Origin of the sequence: Natrinema versiforme, from assembly GCF_005576615.1 — an archaeon.
GTDB lineage: Archaea > Halobacteriota > Halobacteria > Halobacteriales > Natrialbaceae > Natrinema > Natrinema versiforme_A.
Genome location: NZ_CP040330.1, coordinates 2,268,389 through 2,292,606 on the forward strand (window position 1 = coordinate 2,268,389; position 24,218 = coordinate 2,292,606).

Annotated in this window: 22 protein-coding genes; 15 read left to right on the top strand and 7 right to left on the bottom strand. The window is 67.1% G+C overall.

Annotated elements, in window-relative coordinates; all coding sequences use genetic code 11:
- Positions 1-46 precede the first annotated feature (46 nt).
- Entirely contained in the window at positions 47-1,558 is a 1,512-nt protein-coding gene (locus FEJ81_RS11190) for a hypothetical protein (RefSeq protein ID WP_138245368.1), read from the bottom strand.
- Positions 1,559-1,794: 236 nt separating this feature from the next.
- Between FEJ81_RS11190 and FEJ81_RS11195 the strand changes: the two genes are divergently transcribed.
- From FEJ81_RS11195 to FEJ81_RS11260, 14 genes are all read left to right on the top strand, one after another.
- Positions 1,795-2,469, top strand: coding sequence for an MBL fold metallo-hydrolase (locus tag FEJ81_RS11195; protein ID WP_138245369.1), 675 nt, complete (start codon positions 1,795-1,797; stop codon positions 2,467-2,469).
- A gap of 210 nt (positions 2,470-2,679) precedes the next feature.
- A complete protein-coding gene (locus FEJ81_RS11200; RefSeq protein WP_138245370.1) occupies positions 2,680-5,841 on the top strand; it encodes a molybdopterin-containing oxidoreductase family protein in 3,162 nt (1,053 codons plus the stop codon).
- Entirely contained in the window at positions 5,841-7,022 is a 1,182-nt protein-coding gene (locus FEJ81_RS11205; RefSeq protein ID WP_006429982.1) for a 4Fe-4S dicluster domain-containing protein, read from the top strand. The genes FEJ81_RS11200 and FEJ81_RS11205 overlap by 1 nt, the downstream gene beginning before the upstream one ends.
- A 7-nt stretch (positions 7,023-7,029) precedes the next feature.
- Positions 7,030-7,734 (top strand): TorD/DmsD family molecular chaperone, encoded by a 705-nt coding sequence (locus FEJ81_RS11210; protein WP_138245371.1) that lies wholly within the window; start codon positions 7,030-7,032, stop codon positions 7,732-7,734.
- Complete coding sequence (locus tag FEJ81_RS11215) at positions 7,731-8,765, top strand: ethylbenzene dehydrogenase-related protein (RefSeq protein ID WP_138245372.1); 1,035 nt, start codon at positions 7,731-7,733, stop codon at positions 8,763-8,765. The genes FEJ81_RS11210 and FEJ81_RS11215 overlap by 4 nt, the downstream gene beginning before the upstream one ends.
- Positions 8,762-9,661 carry a HEAT repeat domain-containing protein gene (locus tag FEJ81_RS11220; protein ID WP_138245373.1) on the top strand — a complete coding sequence of 300 codons (900 nt, stop codon included), beginning with the start codon at positions 8,762-8,764 and terminating at the stop codon, positions 9,659-9,661. Before FEJ81_RS11215 ends, FEJ81_RS11220 begins: the two co-directional genes overlap by 4 nt.
- Positions 9,658-10,350 (top strand): hypothetical protein, encoded by a 693-nt coding sequence (locus FEJ81_RS11225; protein WP_138245374.1) that lies wholly within the window; start codon positions 9,658-9,660, stop codon positions 10,348-10,350. The genes FEJ81_RS11220 and FEJ81_RS11225 overlap by 4 nt, the downstream gene beginning before the upstream one ends.
- A gap of 1 nt (position 10,351) precedes the next feature.
- Positions 10,352-11,629: a P-loop NTPase gene (locus tag FEJ81_RS11230; RefSeq protein ID WP_138245375.1), complete on the top strand. Its 1,278-nt coding sequence runs from the start codon at positions 10,352-10,354 to the stop codon at positions 11,627-11,629.
- 97 nt (positions 11,630-11,726) lie between these two features.
- A complete protein-coding gene (mobB, locus tag FEJ81_RS11235; RefSeq protein WP_138245376.1) occupies positions 11,727-12,278 on the top strand; it encodes a molybdopterin-guanine dinucleotide biosynthesis protein B in 552 nt (183 codons plus the stop codon).
- 133 nt (positions 12,279-12,411) lie between these two features.
- On the top strand, positions 12,412-13,374 hold the full coding sequence (locus tag FEJ81_RS11240; RefSeq protein ID WP_138245377.1) for an extracellular solute-binding protein: 963 nt from the start codon (positions 12,412-12,414) through the stop codon (positions 13,372-13,374).
- On the top strand, positions 13,371-14,288 hold the full coding sequence (locus FEJ81_RS11245; protein ID WP_138245378.1) for an ABC transporter permease: 918 nt from the start codon (positions 13,371-13,373) through the stop codon (positions 14,286-14,288). The genes FEJ81_RS11240 and FEJ81_RS11245 overlap by 4 nt, the downstream gene beginning before the upstream one ends.
- A 133-nt stretch (positions 14,289-14,421) precedes the next feature.
- Entirely contained in the window at positions 14,422-15,090 is a 669-nt protein-coding gene (locus FEJ81_RS11250) for a helix-turn-helix domain-containing protein (RefSeq protein ID WP_138246767.1), read from the top strand.
- Between the two features lie 181 nt (positions 15,091-15,271).
- Positions 15,272-16,036 (top strand): enoyl-CoA hydratase/isomerase family protein, encoded by a 765-nt coding sequence (locus FEJ81_RS11255; RefSeq protein WP_138245379.1) that lies wholly within the window; start codon positions 15,272-15,274, stop codon positions 16,034-16,036.
- A gap of 100 nt (positions 16,037-16,136) precedes the next feature.
- Positions 16,137-16,991: a hypothetical protein gene (locus FEJ81_RS11260; RefSeq protein ID WP_138245380.1), complete on the top strand. Its 855-nt coding sequence runs from the start codon at positions 16,137-16,139 to the stop codon at positions 16,989-16,991.
- A 149-nt stretch (positions 16,992-17,140) separates the two neighbouring features.
- Here the strand turns inward: FEJ81_RS11260 and FEJ81_RS11265 are convergent, their stop codons facing one another.
- From FEJ81_RS11265 to pyrB, 4 genes are all read right to left on the bottom strand, one after another.
- Positions 17,141-18,472: a hypothetical protein gene (locus tag FEJ81_RS11265; protein WP_138245381.1), complete on the bottom strand. Its 1,332-nt coding sequence runs from the start codon at positions 18,470-18,472 to the stop codon at positions 17,141-17,143.
- A gap of 268 nt (positions 18,473-18,740) precedes the next feature.
- Entirely contained in the window at positions 18,741-19,586 is an 846-nt protein-coding gene (locus tag FEJ81_RS11270; RefSeq protein ID WP_138245382.1) for a hypothetical protein, read from the bottom strand.
- Between the two features lie 258 nt (positions 19,587-19,844).
- Positions 19,845-20,333: an aspartate carbamoyltransferase regulatory subunit gene (gene pyrI / locus FEJ81_RS11275; RefSeq protein WP_138245383.1), complete on the bottom strand. Its 489-nt coding sequence runs from the start codon at positions 20,331-20,333 to the stop codon at positions 19,845-19,847.
- A complete protein-coding gene (gene pyrB / locus FEJ81_RS11280) occupies positions 20,326-21,270 on the bottom strand; it encodes an aspartate carbamoyltransferase (RefSeq protein ID WP_138245384.1) in 945 nt (314 codons plus the stop codon). The genes pyrI and pyrB overlap by 8 nt, the downstream gene beginning before the upstream one ends.
- 159 nt (positions 21,271-21,429) lie before the next feature.
- Here pyrB and FEJ81_RS11285 point away from each other — a divergent pair, with 159 nt between their 5' ends.
- Complete coding sequence (locus FEJ81_RS11285; protein ID WP_138245385.1) at positions 21,430-22,056, top strand: RAD55 family ATPase; 627 nt, start codon at positions 21,430-21,432, stop codon at positions 22,054-22,056.
- A gap of 28 nt (positions 22,057-22,084) precedes the next feature.
- On the opposite strand, the gene FEJ81_RS11290 is transcribed toward FEJ81_RS11285, so the two are convergent.
- Together FEJ81_RS11290 and FEJ81_RS11295 are read right to left on the bottom strand one after the other, a co-directional pair.
- On the bottom strand, positions 22,085-23,080 hold the full coding sequence (locus FEJ81_RS11290; protein WP_138245386.1) for a hypothetical protein: 996 nt from the start codon (positions 23,078-23,080) through the stop codon (positions 22,085-22,087).
- A gap of 90 nt (positions 23,081-23,170) precedes the next feature.
- Positions 23,171-24,136, bottom strand: a complete 966-nt coding sequence (locus tag FEJ81_RS11295; protein ID WP_138245387.1) for an FKBP-type peptidyl-prolyl cis-trans isomerase — start codon at positions 24,134-24,136, stop codon at positions 23,171-23,173.
- Positions 24,137-24,218 lie beyond the last annotated feature (82 nt).

A 24,218-nucleotide genomic window follows, 5' to 3' on the forward strand; every position in this document is an offset into this window, starting at 1 on the left:
CCGCACCGATGAGAAACAGCCTGCGACGAGCGACGCGACCGGCGCGCTACCGATCGTCCCGAACGCCGTCGGGGAACTCGTTGGCCGCGAGGGAGACGGCGCCGGAGTCGTCGATGATGCGCAGCGAGTAGCCGTCGCCCGCGGAGGCGGCGCGCGTGTCCTCGATCGCGACGCCGTCCGCGCCGTTGACGACGATCGGCGTGTGCGTCGTCTCGAACTCGGAGTCCGCGACGGTGGCGTCGTCACCTCGGAGCTCGAGCCCGCGGCGCTTGTCGGGTCCCCGCTGGTCGACGGACAGGCCGACGAACCGACACTCGGATCGCTCGCAGAAGATCGCGTGTCGCAGCGTCGTTCCGGCCGCGTCGCCGGTGATCCGGACGTCCTCGAGATCGACCCCCGTGGCGTCCGGGCCGAGGATCCGGACCGCGTTCCCGCTCCCGTCGATCTCGATGTCGATGTCTTCGATTGTCGCCGACCCCACTCCGGGATCGATCCGGATCCCGCTGTTCGGCCGGTCGCCGACGGCGATCCGTGAGTCCGCAATCGACGCGCGCTCGACGTCGTTCATGACTCTGATCGCGTCGCCGTTCGGTCGCGGCGCGTCGACGGTCACGCCCTCGAGTTCGAACCGTCCCCCGCGATCGAGTCGAATCGCGTGCTGGCCCCTCGAGTCGTGTGGGTTCTCGTCGACGGTGATCGTCGCGTCCCTGATCTCGCCCGCTGTTCCGCTGAGTCGGATCGAGGCGGTGCCGCTGTTTCGGAACCGGCCGCCGTCGACGCCGACCCGCCCGGTCTCGCTCGAGACGTACAGCCCGTTGTCCGGGAAGCCGCCGAGCACGCAGCCGTCGAAGACGAGCGTTCCGCGGTGGTGTTGGTCGACGCTGATGCCGGTCGGCCCGCGCCACATGGTCCCCGCGTTCGGCGTCTCGTCGACGTGGCGGCCGCCGTCCGACGCACAGAAGCGTTCGACGCGACCGCTCCCGTCGGGGTCGGTAACGTTGAATAGGCCCGGCCCCCACGTGCCACTGTCGTGGACGCCGTCGACGAAGACGTTCGTCACGACGAGGCCGTCTTCGACCTGTGCGCTGAGGACGCGGATACCCGTCTCCGACGCCGTCTGATCGACGTGGAACCCCTCGAAGCGGAGGTCCCGCCCGGGAGCGTCGCTGGTCCCCATTCGGAACAGGCGATACTGGGGCCCGTCGAACTCGCGGTAGGTCGCCGGCACCAGCGTCGCGTCCTCGCCGACGAACCCGACGTTCTCGAAGCTGGTCAGCCGGAGCTGTTCGTCCATGTAGTACCGCCCCTCGGGGAACTCGAGTAGTGTATCGTCATCGACGTGCTCGCGCAACACAGGCGTGACGGACTCGCTGCCGCTGTCGTCCGCGCCCGCCTCGACGACGTCGACGACGGTCTCGTACTCGTCTTCGCGATCGTTCTCGCTATCGGTCGCCGATACTACGCCACCGGCCGAGACCGCCGTCCCGAGTCCGACGAGACAGCCTTTGAGGTACGATCGCCGCCGATACCGCCGATTGAGCGACTCGTTCGAAGTCACGTCCGAGCGTGGGCAGCGGACGACCTTTCGTATGCTCGGCGTAATTCCGTTCGAGATTGCACCGGTATCTGAACTGTCGTAAAATTCGATGGAACCCGGCTGAAGTCGTCGCTAGAACGGTTTCGTCTGGAGGGAACCTTCCGATAATTGTCAGCTAGGCGCGAGCGACTATCACCGGTTTCGGCGCGGCGAACGGCCGAACTATAAGCCAACTCGGCCCGTACGCTCGAGCGATCATGCCCGTCGACAGCGTCGACTACGAGACCCTGACGTTCGAGCGACTCGGCCACGCGAGCGTGCGCCTCGAGACCGACGACGGACTCGTCGTCTACGTCGATCCGTGGGGCGAGGTGCTCGCGGACGAACCGGGCGACGGCGACGTGGTGTTCGTCACCCACGACGATATGGATCACTACGATCCGGACGCGCTCGAGGCCGTCGCGGCGACCGACGCCACCATCGCGGCCTACGAGGGGGTCGACACCAGCGATCTCTCGTTCGAGGTCATCGACCTGCCCCTCGTGGGCGAGACGACCGTCGCGGGGATCGACGTGCGGACGGTGCCGGCCTACAACGATCCCGAGGGGGACCACCTCGACGAGGACGGGGGGCCGTTCCACGCCGAGGGCGAGGTGATCGGCCTCCTGCTCGCGCTCGAGGGGACGACCGTCTTCTTCCCGTCGGATACGGACTTCCTCCCACATCACGAGTCGATCAGCGCCGACGTCTTCGTCCCGCCGATCGGCGGCCACTTCACGATGGACCGCCGCGAGGCCGCGGCCTTCGCGCGCAGCGTCGATCCTGACCTCGTCTTGCCCGAACACTACGACACGTTCGACCCGATCGAGACCGACGCCGAGGCGTTCGCCGACGACCTCGCTGCCGACGGGATTCGCGTCGAACTGTTCTGAGACGACTGTTTTCGTCGGCTGTCGGTTCACCGAGATCGCCACCACCCTTCTGATCCGGAGATACCCCCTCTGGATTTAAAGACCCCCAATTCGGAGGATTTTGGCGGTAGCGTCCCCAACGCGAGGGAACGTGCGGGTTCGGTTAAAGAATAGAGTGAAAACGTCGTCGTGTATGCTACCGAAACGCTCCGCCACACGAGGTGGTCGGTGATGAGTCTCTCGCGACGCGATTTCCTGGCGGCGGCCGGGACAGGGTCGGTCGGTGCCCTGCTCGGCTCCGCGTGGGGAGCGACGCAATCGGTCGACACGATCACGCAGGTCGACAACCCGCTCACGTCCTATCCCAACCGGGACTGGGAGCAGGTCTACCACGACATCTACTCGTACGACAGGGTCGACTGGACGGTCTGTCACCCCAACTGTACGCAGTCGTGTGCGCTGAACTTCTACATGAAAAACGGGGTGCCGATCAGGGCCGAACAGATCTACCACGAGGAGGAGGGCAGCCCCGGACCGGGAAGTCCCGGCGGGTACGAGGAGGCGGGCGTCAGCCGCCACTGGAACCCGCGGGGCTGCATGAAAGGGCTGACGCTCCACCGCCGCACGTTCGAGCCGAGTCGGATCAAGTACCCGATGGTCCGCAAGGGATGGAGTCCCGACGACCCCAACCCCGAGGGCCGCGGCGAGGACGAGTTCGAGCGCGTCTCGTGGGACGAGGCCATCGACCTGATCGCCGAGAAGATGGCGAGCCTCGAGGACGAGAAGCGGTTCCACATCTTCAACGCGATCAAGTCGGACGGGCTGATCACGCGCCACGGGGCCGGGCGACGGCTGGCCTCGATCTTCGGCGGCTGCGAGTGGACGGAGTACGACTGGTACGCCGACCTGCCGCCGGGTCACGTCATCACGACGGGCTACCAGACCAGCGACGCCGACGCGTCGGCGTGGCGGGCCGCCGACTACACCATCATTCAGGGGAAGAACCTGATTCACAACAAGCTCGCGGACAACCACTTCCTCCAGGAGACCCGCGAGCGCGGCGGGAAGATGGTCGGCGTCTACCCGGACTACTCGCCGACGGTCCAGAAGTGCGACCGCTGGCTCCCCGTTCGGCCGGGCAGCGACCCCGCGTTCGCGCTGGGCGTCGCCCACGTCATCATCGACGAGGAACTGTACGACGCCGACTTCATGCGGAAGTTCACGACGCTGCCGCTCCTGATCCGGCAGGATACTGGCAAGTATCTCCGCGCACACGAGGTGTTCGCGGACCACGAACCGCCCGCCGAGGACAGCGAGCAGCGCCACGAGGAAAACGACTGGGGCGACTTCGTCGCCCTCGACGAGAACGGCGACCCCGTCCCCGTCACCCGCGAGGAGGTCGGCGACGAGACGCCCGTTACGCCCCAGCTCGAGGTCGATACCGACCTCGAGTTGGCCGACAGCAAGTCGGTCGGCGTCCACACCGACTTCACCCGGCAGAAGGCGAACATCATGGCGAACTACGATCCGGAGACGGTCGAGGATATCACGACGATCCCGGCCGACGCGCTCCGGACGACCGCCCGGGAGTTCGCCGACGCCGACAAGGGCCAGTGGTTCACCGGCGAGGGGATCAACCACTGGTTCCACTCGAACGACTCGCTCCAGCGGACGATCTTCTTCGTCCAGTCGATGCTCGGCAACATCGGCGAGCGGGGGGCCGGCTACTACAACTACTCCGGCCAGTACAAGATCGAGTTGCTGGACGGCTACCCGTCCTACGTCAACCCCGACGGGAACTCAGCCCACGGGATGTATCCCGGCTACGCGTTCGCCTTCTTCGGCGGCGAGCAACTCGACGCCCACGAGATCCGCGGGGACTTCGACCGCGAACTCGATCTGGTTCCGCAGGGCGACGCCGAGGAGCCGGTGGTGCCGACCAACGCCGAGTCGTACACGATGTCGAAGCCGACGGTCCTGTGGACGATGAACTGCAACCTCCTGAACCAGACCAAACATCAGGAGCACGTCATCGAGAACTTCGTCAAACATCCGGACACGAGCAACGAGCTCTCGATCGTCTCGGACATGCACATGACCTACTCCGCGCGCCACGCGGACATCGTGCTCCCGGTCCCCTCGTGGCTCGAGTGCGAGTATCCCGATATCACCGTCGGGCCGGAGAACCCGTTCATCCACATGGACCACGGGGTCATGGACTCGCTGTACGACACGAAACAGGACGGTGAGGCCGTCGCGCTCGTCGCCGAGAAGTTAGACGAGAAGATCCCGCCCGAAGAGCGCAACGTCGACTCCTACCGGGCGTACTTCGACAAGTTCCTCGACGACGACGAGGACGTCCGAGACTACATCCAGCAGACGCTGGACGCGGGGATGACGACCCGCGACATCGACGTCGAGGACATCGAGGACGGCCCCGAGCGACTCCAGCTGAAGACCTATCCGCGGATCCCCTTCTACTCCCAGATCAACGAGGACCGGCCGTTCTACACCAAGACCGGCCGCATGGAGTTCCACAAGGAGGAAGACCGCTTCCTCGAGCTCGGCAGAGCGGATCTGGACCACATCGAGAGCCCCGAGGGGACTCCCTACGGGGTGAACCAGAAGTGGGAGGACGCGAAAGACGAGGAGAACCCGCTATACCACGACGAGGAGTACCAGTTCTACTACAACACGCCCCACCCGAAGTACCGGACTCACTCCTCGTGGGGGATGACCGACTGGAACCTGATCTGGTCGGCGCGTGACTTCGGCTCGACCAACGCCGACCCAGAGGGGACCGAGCGGCTGGTCGACGACTTCTCGTTCCCGCAAGGGGAGGGCGAGACGGAGGAAACCCCGCCGTTGGGCGAAGCCTTCGTCGAGATGCACCCCGAAGACGCCGCGAACATCGACGTCGAGAACGGCGATTACGTCCGCATCAGCGGCAAGCGCGGGGACCTCGTCGTCCGTGTGATGGTCAGCGAGCGCCAGCGGCCGCGCTCGGCCGGCGACATGGGCCAACTGACCCTCTGGCACGGCTGGTGGCCCCAGCAGTTCCCGGACGACGAGGAACAGGAGGACGGCGTCAAGGGGTACAACGTCACGACGAACATCTGGCTCGATCCGGCCCAGGAGACCGACGACCTCGTCCACAAGGCCGTCTTCGGCGATCCGAACATCTCCGAGCACGTCGAGGACGACATCGCGTGGAAGGGGGCCGAACTCGAGCACGGCTACGAGGAGACCGTCTGGGCACCGACCGGCACGAACCGGGACGACCTCGTGGAAGTCGAGAAGTACGAGGAGGCGGACTGGTGGCCGGGCGACGCGCGGAAAGACGAGTTGGTGCAGGACTATATCGGCGGTTCGTTGCAGGGAGGTGACAGCTGATGCCGGAAACCTACAATCCACAACTCGGGCGCGAGCACAGCTACCCGTATGAACACCGCGAGGAGGAACGCGACTGGCACTGGGGGATGATCATCAACATCAACCGGTGTATCAACTGCAACACCTGTTCGTTCGCCTGCAAGTCCACGTGGACGAGCGGGGAGGGCGAGGAGTACATGTGGTGGATGAACGTCGAGACCGAGCCCTATGGCGGCTACCCGATGGGCTGGGACATGCGGCTGCTCGACGATCTGGGCAAAGACGAGACGATCTTCGAGGCCGCCGAAGAGGGCGAGGCCGCCAAGGGCTACGTCGCCCAGAAAGAGGAGTGGGAGTACCCCGCGCTGGGCGACGACCAGGTCCACGGCGAGTACCCCACCGGCGACGTCGTCGAGAGCGATCTCGAGGAAGACGAGTACCACGACATGTGGCAGTTCTACCTGCCGCGTCTGTGCAATCACTGCAAGAACCCCGCCTGTCTGGCGGCGTGTCCGCGGAAGGCGATCTACAAGCGCGAGGAGGACGGCATCGTCCTGCTCGATCAGGAGCGGTGTCGGGGGTACCGCAAGTGCGTGAAGTCCTGTCCGTACCACAAGCCGATGTACAACCCCGAGACGGGCGTCTCGGAGAAGCCGGTCGGCTGCTTCCCGCGCATCGAGGAGGGGAACGTCCCGCGGTGTGTCTCCTCGTGTATCGGGAAGACGCGCCTGCACGGCAACATCAATCGCGGTCCCGACGCCGGCCACCCCAACGGGAACACCGACGCGGCGGCCGGCCGGAGTCCGGTCAACTACCTCGCCAAGAGTGACGAGAAGATCGCGCTGCCGCTGTACCCGCAGTTCGGGACCCGGCCGCAGGTGTTCTACATGCCGCCGTACCACGTGCCGCCGGAGTTCCTCACCCAAATGTTCACGCCGAACACCGACGAGAAGCGCAACGACTGGCCCGGCAGCACCTTCGAGGAGTCGATCAAGATCGTCCAGGACCGCGTCCGAAACCCGAGCCACCACGTCCTCGGTATCCTCCAGTTGTTCGGCGCGACCACCCGCCTCATCGAGACCTACACCGTCAAAGAACACCGCGTGAAGGGGTGGGACCGCAAGGGGAACAAGGTCGTCGACATGCCCTTCGAGGAAGAGATGGAGGTCCGCGAGGGCGAGATGTGGACCAATCAGCCCTAACAGACCGATGACACCGACCACTCACACAGCCGATTCCGACTACCACGCCGCGCGGGCCACGCTGTACTGTGCCGCCGCCGCGGCGCTCACGTATCCGAGCGAGGAGACAGTCAGCGAACTGCTCGACCCCGAGGCCCGCGAGGGGATCGAACGCGCCGCCGAGCAACTCACCGTCTCCGCGGAGGCGACCGCGCTGCTCGAGGCCCTCGAGGAAACCCCGGTCGAGGACCTGCAGGTGGCCTACAACCAGCTGTTCGGGCTCCCCAGCGACGACGGCACCTACGCCGTGATCCCCTACGAGGCCCATTACACGACCCGCGACGAGATCAGCAGCGAGCAGCGCCGGATCGCGACCGTCGTGGGGCTGATGGAGGAGTTCGGCCTCGAGCCCAGCGACGACTTCGCCGAGCGCCAGGATCACGTCGCCGCCGAACTCGAACTCGCGCAGGTGCTCGCCGGCCAGCGGGCGGTCGCGCTCGAGTCGGGCGAGGCCGCGGCCGCCGAGCGCGTCGGGCGGGCCGAGGCGACGGTGCTCGCCGACCACTTGGTCGAGTTCGTGCCGGCGCTGGCCCACGACCTACGGCGGGCGACCGAGGAAGACGCGTACGCGGCCGCGGCGGACCTCCTCGAGGAACTGGTCACCTACGACAACGGCCAGCATCCGGAGCCGACGGTGTCGGCGGAGGCGGCGAACGGGGGTGAGGCCCCGTGAGTTCGCGATCCCTCGAGATCGGGTCGATTTCGATCGACCGCAGCGCCGCGCGCTACGCGACGAAACTGGCCGTGATCGTGCTGTGTCTGGTGCTGATCGCCCAAATCGCGGTGGTCGCGATCTTCACGGGCGGCCCGCTGCCGTTTACCTCGGTCAACACGGTGCCCGCGGAGCCGGACGCCGACGCGTGGGACGACGCATCGACGAAAACGGTGTCCCTGGACAGCCAGCAGATGGCACTGCCCCACGGCGGCGGGAGCGTCGACGACGTGACGGTCCAAGCGGTGACCAACGGCACGCACGTCGCCTTCCGCATGGAGTGGGAGGACCCGACCGCGGACACGGAGATCAACGAGCCCGACGCCTACAGCGACGCCGCGGCGATCATGCTCCGCAGCGGCAGCGAGCCGCCGGTCGCCATGGGCGCGGCCGGCGAGCCGGTCAACATCTGGTACTGGCGCTCGAGCTGGCAACACTCCGACGCCGATCCGGGCGGCGACATGTACTCGTACCCGCACCCGGACGACGAGACGAAGCCGGGCGAGGCCGCGGGGAACCCGCTCTCGCAGTCGTCGTTCAACCGCTACGGGCAGAACTACTACGCCACCGGCTACGGCTCGCTGACCAACGCGGAGACCCAGCCGGTGGCGGCCAACGGCGAGCGGACTGAGGACGGCTGGGCGGTCGCGTTCCAGCGCGAGCACGACGCCACCGGCGAGCACGACGCCTCCTTCGAGGAGGGCGAGCAGATGTATCTCACCTACGCCGTCTGGAACGGCAGCGCCGGCGAGGCGAACGGCGAGAAGTCGCTGTCGTACCAGTTCCTCACCCTGGATACCGACGACGGAACGCTCAGCGCGGCGGACTCGGACGGCGGCGACAGCGCCGACGCGGAGCGCAACGACGGCATTGTGGCCAGCGCGATGGCATCGGCGAGTTGGCTGGCCGGGGCCGCGACCAACTGGCCCGCCGCGATCGTCCTCGCGACGGTCGCCGCGTGGCTGGTCAGCTACTGGAGGGCGAAACCATGACCGAATACGCGAACCGAAGTGCCCGCGGCCGGGCGCCCGACGACGACGAATCGACGCTCCGGAGCCGACTCGAGGCCGACCGGGAGCGCGACCGCCGGCGCGCCGCGCTCGGGCTGATCGATCTGGCCGACGAGGGCGGTCTGGCACCGGCGACGATCGAACGGCTGGCCGAACTGGCGGCCGAGGACGGCTCCGAAGACGTGCGGCAGTTCGCCGTCGAGGCGCTCGGCCTCGCCGCGAGCGCGGCCGAATCGGCTGCGAAAGACGCGGCCAGCGAGGCGATCCGGTCAGCACTCGCCGACGACCGCGAGTGGGTCCGCGCCGAGGCCGTCGTCGCGCAGTCTCGAGCCGCGCCCGGGAATGAGACCCCGCTCCGGGCGGCGCTCGAGGACGACAGCGGCTGGGTGCGGCGCAACGCCGTCATCGCCCTGTCGAAGACGGGCGCGTCGTCCCAGGAGGAACTGATCGACCGGATCAAGAACGATCCCCACTCCGGCGTTCGGGAGTACGCGGCCGACTACCTGCGGGAGTACGCCGACGACGTGAGCGAGAGCGTCCGCATCCTCGCCGCGGTGCTGGCCCGCGATCCGGCGGCGTTCGTCCGGGCGAAGGCCGCGACCAGTCTGGGCGAACTCGGGACCGAGCGCGCCGAGGCGGTCCTCGAGCGACACGGACTGAACGACCGCAGCGACGACGTGCGGCGGTCGGCGAAGCAGGCGCTCGCGACGGCCCGCGGCGTCGATCCCGACCAACTCGACATCGAACTGGACGACGAGGCCGCGCCCGGCGGCGGTCCGGGCTCGCGGCGGGAGCGCGACCGACAGGGTCCCGGTCCGGGACGCGGCCCCGCGAACTCGATCGACGGACTGACCCAGGGACAGCGTGATCGACGATGACCGACGAACTCGACAGCACACCCACGGACGAATCGCAGCCGGCCGACGGCCCGCAGGCGGCCGGCGAATCGAACGCGGCCCCCGACCACGAGCACGAGGGCTCGGACGAGGGCTGTACGACCGAGAGCAGCGCCGCGGGGACGGGATCGGGCATAGAGGAGTCCCTCGGCGTCACGATCCCGGACGACCACGTCGGCGCGTTCGTCGCGCAGGCGTTCGAGGACGTCGAGCGCTCGACCGAGTGGACGGAGGCCGTCGAGGCCGTCGTCGCCGACGAGGCCCGCGACGCGTGGCGGTCGCTCTCCGCGCGCCAACAGGTCGTCGAACTGCTGACGATGGCCGACCGGTACGACGAGCGGGCGACCGACCTGCTCGAGGGGATCCCCCTCGATCGGGGCGGGCTCGACGACGACCTGCGCGAGCGGTTCGAGGAGGCGACGCGGCTGCGCCGGAACGCGGACGTCCTCCGGGACGGTATCGCCGCGGGCTACGCCGAGGGGCGGGTCGGCGACGACGAACTGGTCGCGGCCGTCGAGGACTTCGAGTTCGATACCGCGTCGATCGCCGAACGCGAGGACGCGCTCGACACCGTCGCGAACACGTACGATCTCGACTTCCGCCCCTACGGCGGGACGTTGATGACCGAGCGGGAACCCGACGAGGACGCCGAGGAATTCGAGGCCTGGTAACATGGCAAAACACGATATCGTCCCCGAGGAGGTACCGACTGACGACCTCGCCGACCGCGTTCGCGCCAGCCTGCGGTCCGTCGAGGACCCGGATCTCGGCGGGAGCGTCCTCGAGTCCGGACTGGTGACGGACGTGTCGGTCGACGATCGGACCGTCAGAATCGCCGCCGATCTCACCGGCTTCGACGAGCCGACCGCGGAAGACATCACCGAGGCGCTCCGGCGAAACGCCCTCGCCACTCCCGGCGTCGAGCGCGCGACCGTCGAGGGCGAGACGCCCGCGGATGCCGCGGCCGCGGACATCGACGGCGCGGCGGGCGTCGACACCGTAATCGCGGTCGCCAGCGCCAAGGGCGGCGTCGGCAAGACGACGGTCTCGGCGCAACTCGCTCGAGCGCTGGCGGCCGACCCCGACCGCGAGGTCGGCCTCTTCGACGCCGACCTCTACGGGCCGAACGTGCCGGACCTGCTCGACCTCGAGGGGCCGGTCTCGGCCGACGCGGAGGGGAACGCAGAGCCGATCGACGACGGCGACCTCACGGCGATGAGCGTCGGGCTCATCGCGAACGACGAGCCGTTGGCGTGGCGCGGTGCGATGGCCCACGAGGCCGTCAGCGAACTCTTCGAGGACACCGCGTGGGGCGATCTCGACGCGCTCGTTATCGACCTGCCGCCGGGGACCGGCGACATCGTCCTGACGGCGCTGCAGTCGCTCCCGATCGACGGCGCGGTGCTGGTCAGTACGCCGCATCCCACGAGCGTCAGCGATACGGCCCGCAGCGCCACGCTGTTCGAGGAAAACGGCGTTCCGCTGCTGGGCACGGTCGTCAACATGCGCGGCTTTACCTGCGAGTGCGGCCGCGAACACGACCTCTTCCCCGAGGCCGACATCGAGGCCGAACTCGATCAGCCGGTGCTGTGCGAACTCCCGTTCGACGAGCGGGTTCGGGACTTCGGCACGGACGTACCGGACGAGACCGCGGCGCTGGCCGAGACCGTCCTCGAGCGACTGGACGACGTCGGCGACCGCTCGGTGCCCGACCACGCGCTCGACCTGCGCGGACTCCCGAAGTCGATCCGCCACGAGCAGGCGATCGAGGAGTTCCGCGCGACCGAGCCCGGCGAGGCGTTCTACCTGCGCAACGACCACGATCCGTCGCCGCTCGCGGGCGAACTCGTGACGGCCGTCGGGCTCGAGGGACCGCCCGGCGACGCGTTCGAGGAGTACGCGGTTCGTCGGCGGGCACCCGACGAGTGGGTGATGGTCGTCGAACGATAGCGTCGGCCGGCGGTCGAGCCGCGTCTCGCGGGACCGCCCTCCGGCCCCCCGGCGATCGTTCGAACGGATCTTGTCGCTGTGACGATGATCGAAACACATGTCCCAGGACTCGAGACTGCGGGTCGTCTGTCTGGCCGGCCCGAGCGACGCCGGGAAGACGACGCTCGTCGAGGCCCTCGTCGGCCGACTCGCCGCGGACAGTCGCGTCGCGACCGTCAAGTCGATCCACCACGACATCGAGATCGATACGCCGGGGACCGACACCCATCGCCACCGAACCGCCGGTGCCGAAACCGTCGTCGGCATCACGCCGACCCTCACTTTCGATATCACGACGCGCGGAAAGCGAGATCCGCCCGCGTCCGCGGCCGACCCCCTCCTCGAGTCCGACGACCCCGAGATTCGCGCGCTCGCGAGCACCCTCGAGCGACTCGCGGGCCGCGGCTACGATCTCGTGCTCGTGGAGGGGTTCGCCGAGTCGCCGTTGCCGACGATACTCGTCGGCGAGCGAGAGCCCTCGGCGGTGGGTGGGCCCATCGTCGGGCGCGGCGACGACCCGATCGACGAACTGGTCGAGACGATCCGCTCGCTCGAGGGGCTCGCCATCGATGACCAGACGACCGGAGAGTCGGACGCAGGGGCAGAGTAAACGCCCGAGAACCTCGCGATTCGGACGCCAGCGGCAAGCGGACGCTTCAGCTTCGAGTAACCACATTCAGTTATCTTCCCACAATATAGGAACCGAAACCAGTTGTATTTATGCCAGCGATCGAACGGGACGTATGCACAGTCGCGACGGTCGCGACGACCGACCCGGACCGGCCCGCTGGAGTCGGCGGAACGCGCTCGTCGCGGCGGGCGGACTGACGGCGGGGCTGGTCGGCACGGCGGGCTGTCTCGGCGGTACCGACGGCGTTCGCGTCCTCGCCGCGGGCAGTCTCGCCGTCGCCCTCGAGGAGGGCATCGGACCGGCCTTCGAGTCCGAGTCGGGGCTGGGATACGAGGGCGAATACTACGGGACCAACGCCGTGTTGCGGTTGGTCGCGGACGGGACGAAGCATCCGGACGTCGTGATCGGAGCCGACATCGACCTCCTGCGGGAGCGGCTCTATCCCGCGCAGGCCGACTGGGATGTCGAGTTCGCGACCAACGAGGTCGTGATCGCCTACGCGCCGGAGACGGAGCCGGGCGCGCGGCTCGCGGACGGCGAGCCGTGGTACGAGGTCTTCGCCGACGCCGAGGACGGCGCGATCTCGATCAGCGACCCGGACCTCGACCCGCTCGGCTACCGGGCGCTCCTCCTCTTCGAACTCGCCGAGCGCGAATACGGCCTCGAGGGCTTTCGCGACGCGATGGCCGACCGGGTCGCCCGCGTCGCCGACGAGCCGCAACTGCTCGCCGGACTCGAGAACGGCACGCGGGCCTGCGCGGTCGCCTACGGTAACATGGCCGCCGAGCGCGATGTCGCCGTCCGGAAACTCGACGACGCCTACAACTTCGGCGACCCCGCGTCCGCGGACCGGTACGCGCGGGCGAGTTACACCACCGCGGACGGCCAGACGGTCGAGGGGTCGCCGGTCGTCTACAACGCGACGGTCCGAACTGACGCCGACGACCCGGACGCGGGCCGGGAGTTCGTCTCGTTCCTCCTCGAGAACGGCGACCTGCTCGCCGACCACGGGCTGCGCGTCGACGACTCGCTGCCCCGATTCCACGGCGATCCGCCGGAGGGGATCGACTCGTGAGCCGCACGGATCGGGGGCCGAATCGGGACCGGGACCCGAATCGGAATCGGGATCGGAGCCGCGACCGCCATCGCGACAGCGACCGCGAGCCAGCGGAGTCGACCGCGGGCGCGTCCCGGTTCGACGCGGGCCTCGAGCGGCTCTCGAGCGGGCTCGCCGTGCCGGCGCTGCTCGGCGCGGTGTTGCTCGCGTACTTCGTCGTTCCCGTCGCGGTCTTTCTGTCCCGAATGCGAACGGTCGATGTCATCGGCGGGCTCGCAGATCCGACGATTCGGGACGCGATCCGGACCTCACTAGTGACGGCACCGGTTTCGACGGCTATCGCGACCGTCTTCGGCGTTCCGCTGGCCTACGTCCTCTCGCGGGGCTCGTTCCGCGGGAAGCGGCTGGTCGAAGCCGTCGTCTTGCTGCCGCTGGTCGTCCCCCCGATCGTGGGCGGCGTGATGCTGCTGACCGTCGTCGGTCGGTACACGCCGGTCGGCGCGGCCGCCGCCGCGCTCGGCATGCCGCTGACCGACAGCCGCGCCGGCGTGGTCCTCGCACAGACGTTCGTCGCCGCGCCGTTTCTCGTCGTCACCGCCCGCGCGGGCTTCGACGGCGTCGATCCACGACTCGAGGAGGCTTCGCGGACGATGGGGTACGGACGGCTCCGGACGATCCGGCTGGTGTCGCTGCCGCTCGCGCGCAACGCCATCGCGGCCGGGATCGTCCTCACGTTCGTCCGGGCGCTCGGCGAGTTCGGCGCGACGATGATGGTCGCGTACACCCCGCGGACCATGCCCACCCAGATCCGCGTCTCGTTTATCGCCCGCGGGATCGACGCGATCGTCCCGATCGCGCTGGCGCTTCTCGCCGTCGCCGCGATCGTCGTCCTCGCCGTCCAATTGCTGGTCGGGACGCCCCGTCGACGCTAACCCGCCGCGTCCGCGACGCTGTCGCGGCTCCCGCAAGCGAACCGATCAGAACGCGTGTAATTCGCTCAAACCGCTTCTAAGTGCTTTGGAAGTGGGGTTATGGACGTTGTCGCCATATCCATAGATGAGACTCATGACATCCATCGCAGACATCGAGATCCCGGCCGACGGAACCGGAACCGGCGAGCTGTTCGAGGCCGTCCCCTCTCTGGCGTGTGAAATGGAGCGGGTAATCGCCTCGAGCGGCCACGGACTCTGGCTGTCGGGGCCGTCCCAGTCGGAGATCGAAGACGCGCTCGACGAGGCCGGTGCGATCGGCACGTACTCCCAGATCAGCAGCGACGAGGACCGCTGGCTCTACGACATCGAGTTCGAGCCCGACACCGTCGACCCCTTCGAGATCATCCTCGAGGAAGGCGGCACGGTCCTGAGCGCGTCGGCCTCGAACGGCACGTGGCTGCTCAGCGTCCGCGTGGTCGACCGCGAGAGCGTGAGTTCGCTGTACGACCGCCTCGATAACAACGACGTAACGCCGACCATCGTCCGGCTGTTCGACCTGGCCGAGGAGACCCACTCCCAATGTGGCCTGACGACCCGCCAGTACGAGACGCTGGTCGCGGCGATCGATCACGGCTACTTCGAGATCCCCCGCGAGGTCTCGATGCAGGAGCTCTCCGAGGAGCTCGGCATCTCCCATCAGGCGCTCTCCGAACGCCTGCGCCGGGCCTACCGCGCGCTCGTCACGTCCGAACTCAACGTGACCGAAGAGGACACCGCCGCGCCGCCGATCCCGACGAACTAACTCGCGACCGCACACCGACGGCCCGCCCACCGGCCAGACTCGATGCTTTTCGGCGACCGCTCGACCGACAGTGAGTCGAATCGCCGGTCGGAAGCGGCCGCTCGAGCCAGCAAACGGATCCCGATGCCGTGTGGCTCGCGGACCGCCGACCGTTAAGAGCCGGGCCTCCGTTCCTTCCGGTATGCAGATCGACACCGACGACGGCGTGTTGCGGCTGCGGTTCGATCGACCCGACGCGCGCAACGCCCTCACGACCGAGACAGCCGGCGAACTGGCCGAGACGATCGAAGCCGCGACGCCCGACGAGTACGACGCGATCGTCATCACCGGCGAGGGAACGGCGTTCAGCGCCGGCGGTGACCTCGAGTCGCTGGCGGAAACCCCGGAGTCGTCGCAAGCGGCCTACGAGGAGGTCACCGAGACCTTCGGCCGCGTCGTCGAGGCGATGCTCGAGTGTCCGGTGCCGATCGTCGCGAAGGTAAACGGCGACGCCATCGGCGCGGGGCTCTCGATCGTCGCGCTCGCGGACCTCGCGTTCGCCGACGACGACGCGACGTTTTCCTGTGCGTTCGTCAGGGTCGGGCTGATCCCCGACACCGGCGGGACCGTCATGCTGCCCCACATCGTCGGGCTGCGGGCCGCGAAACGGCTCGCCTTTACCGGCGAATTCTTCGACGCCGAGCGCGCGGCCGACCTCGAGTTGGTCAACGAAGCAGTTCCGGCCGACGAACTCGACGATCGGGTCGCCGAAACCGTCGCGGGGCTCGCGAACGGGCCGACGGCCACGATCGGGATGATGAAACAGGCGATGCACGAGAACATGAGCCGCTCGTGGGACGAGGCGCTCGATTACGAGAACCTGCTGCAGGCACAGGCCCGCACGTCCGAGGCCCACGAGGAAGGCGTCGCCGCGTTCCTCGAGGATCGGGGCCCGGACTTCGAGTAGCTGGACGGTAGCGCTCGGCGTATTAGTCACCCACCGGACACGTCCGCAAGCACCAGCAAGCACCACGGCCTTGCGGGGATATACCGTTAGTAAAAGCGCAATGTCCCCACAGTTTACCGACGACGACATCGGCAAGCACGTCGTCAACGCCGACGGTGAGGAGGTCGGGATGGTCGCCGACGTCCAGCAGGGTACAGCACACGTCGAACCGGATCCGGGCATCACGGACACGATCAAGGCGGCGCTCGGCTGGGGCGGCGGCGGTGAGGACACCTATCCGCTCCAGGATCAGGCGGTCGGTCGCGTAACCGACGACGAAATTCACCTCGAAAGCGATCTCTCCGGGAGCGGAACCGGAGCGACCGGTGGCAGTGCGGGAACGGAGACCGGAACGACGGATACCGGCACCGAGACCGGGATGACAGACACCGGCACCGAGACCGAGACCGGGATGACCGACACCGGCACCGACACCGAAACCGGGATGACCGACACCGGCACCGACACCGAAACCGGGATGACCGACACCGGCACCGACACCGAAACCGGGATGTCCGACACCGGAACGACCGGAGCCGCCGGCACCGGCACGGACACCGATCGAGGAATCGATCGGGACGAGGACGATATCAGCGGCACCGACGACGAGGGCGTCATCCGCGACGATGACGACGACGAACTGCTCGGCGACGACGATGATAGCCTCATCGGCGACGACAGCAACGACAGGCGCGGCACCAGCGACGATGACGGCCTAATCGGCGACGATACCGATGATCGTCGCGGGACGAACGATGACGATGGGCTCATCGGTGACGACAACGACGACGATAGCCTCATCGGTGACGACAACGACGACGATAGCCTCATCGGCGACGACAACGACGATGATGACGACGATGGGCTGCTGAGCGACGATGACGACGATACCCGTACCGGCAGCAACACCCGGTAATACCGCTTCTCAGTCCCCCTCGAGTCGACCGCCGCGGCTGCGAGCCGGAATCCGTTTTTGTTTCGGCGACACTGCACCCGAACCACTGCAGCCTCCCAGCAACCCCTCGAGCGGCGGGTCGACGAGGAGTCAGCCCGCCGAGACGGCGATCACTCCTGATTCGTGCGCTCCTCGTCGGTGCGGCCGCCGTCGTTCGACTGGGGCTGCTCGGACGTGATGTCCGTTTCCTCCATGGCGCGCCGTTCTGGCGGACCGGTCTCGCCGCGATTCCGGTCGCGGTCGGTCGCCTCGGAGTCGCGACGCTGGGTGTCCTGCGCGGACGACTGCCCGCCGCGTTGCTGGGCGTCCCGCGTGGTCGGTCGGTTCCGTTCGCCACCCTCCTGCCGGTCGGTCTCGATCCGCTGTGAGTACTGATCGCGCAGCCGTCCCTGATCGGTCTGTCCCGGAGCGGACTGGGTTCGAGTCGTCGGCTGGTCGTACTCTCGGCCGCGTCGAGACCGGTCACCGCCCTGAGACGGCCCGCCCTGCTGGCTCGAGCCCCGTGGCGTCCCGGACTGCGGCTGTGATCCCTGCGGCTGCGTCTGCCGTCCCTGTCGAGTGCCCTGCTCGAACTGGCCGGAGGACGGCGCTCGCTGGGATTCGCGCTGTGGCCGGGAACCACCGTGTTGGGACTGACGGCCGCCCTGCTGGGACTGCTGTCCGAACTGCTGGGAGTCGTCCCCTCGAGAGTGAGCGGGCGCGGCGGTCATCGGCTGTTGCTCGTAGCCGGTCGCACCGGCGGACTCGCCGCCGTACTCGTCCGGCGAGACCCACTCGCCGGTTTGTTGGAACTCGCGGGGCTGTTGGGACTGGTGAGTCTGGGACCCGCCGCTCGGTCCCTGCCGGCCGCCCGTCTGTGCGTGCGACTGCATCTGTGGTTGCGACTGTGTATTCGGTTGCGACTGCATATTCGTCCCCTGCGGTTGCGTTCTCTGCCCGCTCATCTGTCGTCCGCTACGTTGCTGACTCCCCATCTGTTGTCCGCTGCGTTGCTGACCCCCCATCTGCTGGCCGCCCATCCCGCCGCTCTGACCGCGCTGGCTCATTCCCTGCTCGGTCATCCGAGCCTGACCGGTCATCTGCTCTCCCATCCCCTGCATCTGACTCCCCATCTGGTTCATCTGGGGCTGTGCGGCGGCCTGCATGCCCCGTTCCATCACCTGCTCCATCTCCGGCATGACGGCCTCCATCCCTTGGAGATAGCTCTCCATCATCGACTCCGTGAACTGCGGGCCCGGCGCGCTCTCGAGCATCGATTTCGTCATCTCGAGGCCCTGTTGCTGGGCGGTCTCTTGCCACTCGAGCGCGCTCAGCGTCATGCGGGCCATGTTGCGCTGGAGGTCGATCAGTTGCTCCATGGCCTGCTGGCTCTGGTTCATCGTCGATTCCGCCATCCGCTCCGTGTCCGTCTCGGTGGACTGCTGGGTCTGTCGGTCTCTCATATGCGTCACCTGAGGATCCGCGGCCGGCGTCGTCGATCCTCGGTCACGACAGAGAGCGACCGAGACGCAAATAAAGGCCGCCGTCAGTTGCAACCGATCGCTCGAGCCCAATCGCCCGTAACCGGCGGTCGCCACCGGGGTCCGCGGACCGGCGAGGCGACCGCGTTATCGCCGAGTAATCGGGGATAAGATCGCTGTACACCGACGTAATATCCGCTTAGGAACAGTTTCGAGAACTGAGAACCCTCGTCAGATCGGCGGGTCGCGTTCAACCGTCCGCGCCGGAGTCCGGGTTGCCGTGTGTCACGCCGTCTCGTTCGTCGGCTCGCATCCGGCGCAGCGCCGCGCGCCCGTTGCTCGCCTCGTAGCCGAAGAAGACCCCGTTGGCGTACTCCTGGGCGACTTCGACCGCGTGAATCAGATTGTCGACGTCGACGTTGACCGCGTACAGTTCGATATCGAACGGCGTCTCGAGCGCGCTCTCGAACCCTTTCGCGATCGTCTCGAGCCAGTAGGTCGTGCCGTAGGCCGTGTCGTACAGCGGCACGACGAACTCGTCGACGTACTCCTCGATCGCCTCGAGATCGATCCCGGCGCGCTCGTAGAGGTGGCCGGGGTAGGGATCGGGGTAGAGCGTCATGTAGACCGTTCCGGGGATGCGGTCGGCGGCTTCGGCGACGAACTCGGTGATGACGCCGGCCCGCCACTCCATGCGGTCGTCGTACTCGCTCTCTTCGAACTCGCGCTCGCAGACGCCACAGCGGCAGTACTCCGCGCGGGGGAAGCCGATGTCGTCGAGGCGAACGTCTTCGTTTGCGGCGACGCAGTCGTCGATAATCTCGAAGAGACCCTCCCGGTAGTCCTCCCGGGAGGGGCAGATATAGGCCCAGTCGAAGTACGATCGCTCGCGGTCGGCCGGCCGGCCCATATCGTCGACGGGGATCAGCGACGGGTCGGCGTCGGCGGCGGCGTTGTCGCCGAAACAGGAGACCATGTTCACCCCGTCTTCGATCGGTTCGGCGGACCGGCCGGTCACGTCTTTGACCTCGTAGAAGCCGCGGTCGAACTCCGGCCACCGTACTTCTTCGGCGTTACGAGTGACGACGCCGTACATAGCTCAGTGTACGCCGCCGTCCCCGTAAGCCGTTCGGAATCGAGCGCTACTCTTCGGTCGGTTCGAAGTCGACTTCGACGTCCGACGAGCCGCTGAAAGCGACCTTGTAGAGGACGGCGATGACGAACAGGGCGAGTACAATCTTGACGGTACGTGACATGTACACCTAGAGAATGCGTCGGCAAACACTTAGCTATTCTGGATGGTCGTCTGACCGTGAAAACGCGATCCCCACGCTGCGCTCGCTCGAGGCAGGTATCAGGTATCGATCAACGATGCGATCTCCTCGCGGACGATCGTCTCGCAGTACGAGCAGCGAACGCCGTCCTCGAGCACCGAAAACCGCGAGGTCACGGGCTCGTCGCCGGTCGTGATACAGCCGGCGTTGGGACAGGAGAGCACGCCCTCGACGACGTCGGGGCGTTCGACGCGGTGTTTCTCGACGACGTCGTAGTCCCGGACGATGTTGATCGTCGCGTCCGGCGCGATCAGCGAGAGGACGTCGACCTCGTCCTGACTCAGCTCGCGGCCCTCGACCTTGACGATGTCCTTGCGCGCGAACCGGTCGGAGGGGACGTTCATCCCGACCGAAACCTCTTCACCGTTGGTGCCGTCGATACCCAGAATCGCGAGGACGTTCAGCGCCTGCCCGCCGCGGACGTGATCGATGACGGTGCCGTCGCGGATCTTGCTGACGCGCAGTTCGTGGTCGGCGTCGCCGTCGTGGTGGTCGTGTTCGTCACTCATCGCTATCACCCCAGATCCCCTTGTCGTCGCTCAACAGGAGGTCGAGCAGCGCCATCCGGACCGGGACGCCGTTGTGCGCCTGTTCGAAATAGGCCGCGTGATCGGTCTCGTCGATCTCGGGCGCGATCTCGTCGACGCGAGGCAGCGGGTGCATCACCGTCAGGTCGTCGCTCGCGGCCTCGAGCGTGTCGGCGTCGATCTGGTACTCGCCGGCGATCTTCTGGTACTCGTTTTCGTCGGGGAACCGCTCGCGCTGGATCCGGGTGACGTAGAGCACGTCGAGCGAGGGCAGGATCGCCTCGAGGGAGTCGTGTTCGCGAATCCCCGCGCCGTCCTGTTGCTGGTGGAGGTCGTAGACGACCTCCCGTGGCAGCTGCAGGCTCTCCGGACTGATGAAGTGCTGGCGGGTGTCGAAGTTCGTCAGCGCGTAGGCCAGCGAGTGGACGGTCCGGCCGTACTTCAGGTCGCCCATGATGCCGATCGTCAGATCGTCCAGTCCGGCGTTTTCCCGAATCGTGTAAAGGTCGAGCATCGTCTGGGTCGGGTGGTGACCCGCCCCGTCGCCCGCGTTCAGCAGCGGCACGTCGACGAACTCGCTGGCCATCGTCGCCGCGCCCTGCTTGGGATGGCGCACGACGAGCGCATCGGCGTAGCCCTCGATGACCCGGACGGTATCGGCGAGCGTCTCTCCTTTCTTCACGCTCGAGGAATCGACTGGCCCCATGTCGACGACATCGCCACCGAGGCGCTTCATGGCGGTTTCGAAGCTCATCTTCGTCCGCGTGCTCGGCTCGAAAAAGAGCAGGCCCAGCAGCGTCTCCGCGTGCCGGCCGGCGACGGTCGACGGATCGTCGTCGATCTCGGCCGCGTGGTCGAGGATGTTCTCGATGTTCCCCCGAGAGAGTTGTTTGCTCGTGATGAGGTGATCGTGGCGCATTCGTTCGTGTAGGCTGTGGCGTGCCCCTTGAATCTCTCCATTCGACGACGCGCGATCACGGACCGAATCGGGGGCTGACCCCGCGACGGCCCTTGTCTCAGAGATGGAGAACGTAAGGCAAAGAGTTATACAGGCACTACAGCAATTGATCACAATTGTATGGTCGGTCGGTTAGAGACGGGAATCGACGTGCTCGATCGGAAACTCGACGGCGGACTCCCGCCGGGATGTATCGTCGCGTACACCGCCGAGCCGGCCAGTCAGTCCGAACTCCTCCTGTACGAACTCACGGCCGCACGCGGAACGCTCTACCTCTCGACGGAACGCTCCGACGACGCCGTCCGCCACGCCATCGAGACCTCTCCGTCATCGGTCGGCAGCCCGACGGTCAGACACGTTACCAGCGACGACCCGCTCGAGGAGGCGACCCGGCTCATCGGCGCGCTCCCGGACGGTGCCAACCTCATCATCGACACGATGGACGTCCTCGAGCGGGCCGACACGGACGAGTACGTTACGTTCCTCAACGAACTCAAAACGAAGATGCTCGAGACCGGCAGCATCGCCGTCCTCCACTGTCTGAAAGCCGACGACGAACCCGAAAACCGGTCTCGGACCTACCACGCCGCCGACGCCGTCTTCGATCTTCGGACCGCGATCGCCGGCACCGAACTCGAGAACCACCTGACGATTCCGAAGTTCCGCGGCGGGAGCCAGCCGACCGACGCGATCAAACTCGAGCTCACCGAAGAGGTGGCGATCGACACGAGCCGCGACATCGCGTGAGTCGCGGCCGACGGCGGCTCGCCGCCGGTCACACCTCCTGTTCCGGTGTCGTAAACGGCGTGATGGCGGCGGTCCGTTCGGTGACCGTCGCCGTCCGCAGGATGTACGAAAAGAGGATCGTGAGCGGCAAGACGCCGACCGCCACGGCGATCGGAAAGACGACCGCGCGGACCGGCCGCCCGAACGGCGGCCCCGTCGCCACGGTCATCACGAACAGCGCGGCGATCGCAGTCCCGACCGCGGGAATCCCGGCGTAGAACAGGTACCGCGAGAGCCGGGAGAGTTCGACCTGCAGGTAGACGGATTTGAAGTACTGCCTGGCGATGTCCATCTCCCGCAACCGATTCAGCAGGTCGTCGATCGCGTCGTCCGTGTCCGCGGACATCTCGTCGCCGTGTGCGCGCCGGAACTCCTCGAGTCGCTGTATCTCGTGGGCGAAGTTCGTCTCGAGCATCGTCGAGAGCGTGTTGAAGATCCCGGAGCCCGACTCCGCGACGAGCCCGTCGATCCGATCGAACTCGTTTGTGAGGTCCGTGACGATCTCGTCGACTTCGTCGCGGCCGTCCGCCGAGAGGTCGTCGATCGCCGTTCCGCCGAGTCGCTGGGCGTCCCGGCGCGCGCTCTCGACGACGAGGCGGAGAAACCCCGACGGCTCCGCCGGCGCGGTCTGGTTCGACACCGCTTCGACCTCCTCGCGGTAGTCGACGGTGTCCTCGATTTCGGACTCGAGTTCGCCCGGCGACTGCAACTCCTGTGAGAGCAACAGCTGATTGATCGAGACGACGACGGTAATCAGCGTGAAGTTGCCCGAGATCAATCCGCTGAACGCGTAGAACAGCGGCTGTCCGTTCGCGATCGGAGCGATGCCGACGATCGAGAGGGCGACGTACGCGATCCCGAACGCGGCCGCGATGGCGGCGGCGATCACGAACCGGTCGCCGTCGAGGAGTAGCCACTGTTTGAGCCGAGCGGTCGCAGTGTCTGACACCGGCTTCGCCTCGTCCTCGCTCGTCGAGCCGACCATCGCGGACGCTCGGAGCGTACAGGTTCGCGGGCGAAAAAGTCGATCCGCGCAGGTTCCGGTCGCCGGCCGTGCCGTCGACCGCAGGTCGCGTTACTCCTCTGCGCCTTCGAGTTCGTCGACGATCTCGTCGGCATCGACGTCGGCGTCCTCGAGGGCTTCCTCGATGTCGCCGCCGCCCATACCGCCCATGCCGCCCATCATACCGCCCATGCCCATGCCACCCATGCCGTCGATGACTTCCTGGACGATGACGCGGTCCACGCCGACCTTCTCGATGATGTCCTGGCCGATCTGCTGTTTGCCCATCATCCACTGCTGGTTCATGGTCATCTGAGGCGTGGCCTCGAGGTAGAGCGTCTCCTTCTCGACGGTCTCGGTCTCGAACTCGGGCTCAGCGTCCTCGTCATCTTCGTCGGGTTCGACGGGGACCTCTTCCTCGACTTCGTCCGTCTCGATCCAGAGCTCGGGCTCCATCCCGAGGTACATCTCGAAGAGGCCGGCGGCCTGCTGTTCGCGGTCGTCGACCTCCTCGGTGACGGTGTACTCGTACTCGACGTCCTCGCCGGCCAGCGGGTGGTTGAAGTCGACGCGGGCGCGGCCGCCGATGATCGTACTGATATAGCCCTGCTCGCCCTCGATCGTGACGTTCGCGCCGGGGTAGCGGTCGTCCTCGTCGATCTTCTCGGCGCTGACGGTCTGGACGTCGTCCGGGTCGTACTCGCCGAAGGCGTCCTCGGCGGCGATCGTCACGGTGCCGGAGTCGCCGGGTTCGGAGCCGATGATGGACTCCTCGACGCCCTCGAAGATGTGGCCCTCACCGAGGACGATCGTTCGCGGCTTGAACTCCTGTCCCTGATCGTCGACGCCCTCTTCCTCGGCGACTTCGGGGTCGGTCGTGTCGACCAGCTGCTCATCTTCGGTGGTGTACGCCGTGTATTCGAGTTCGACGAAATCGCCCTCCTGAAGCCCCTCGGCTCCGTCGGCTGCGTCCTCGCTTACTTCTTCATCGACGTCATCGGCCTGCTCCTCGAGCTCGGCCTCTTGTTCCTCGGTCATACGTGGTACGTCCGGCCGTCTACATTTAAGTACCGCGTTTTCGAGCGAGAGCGACCGATACTTACGACCGCCGTCCGTTCAC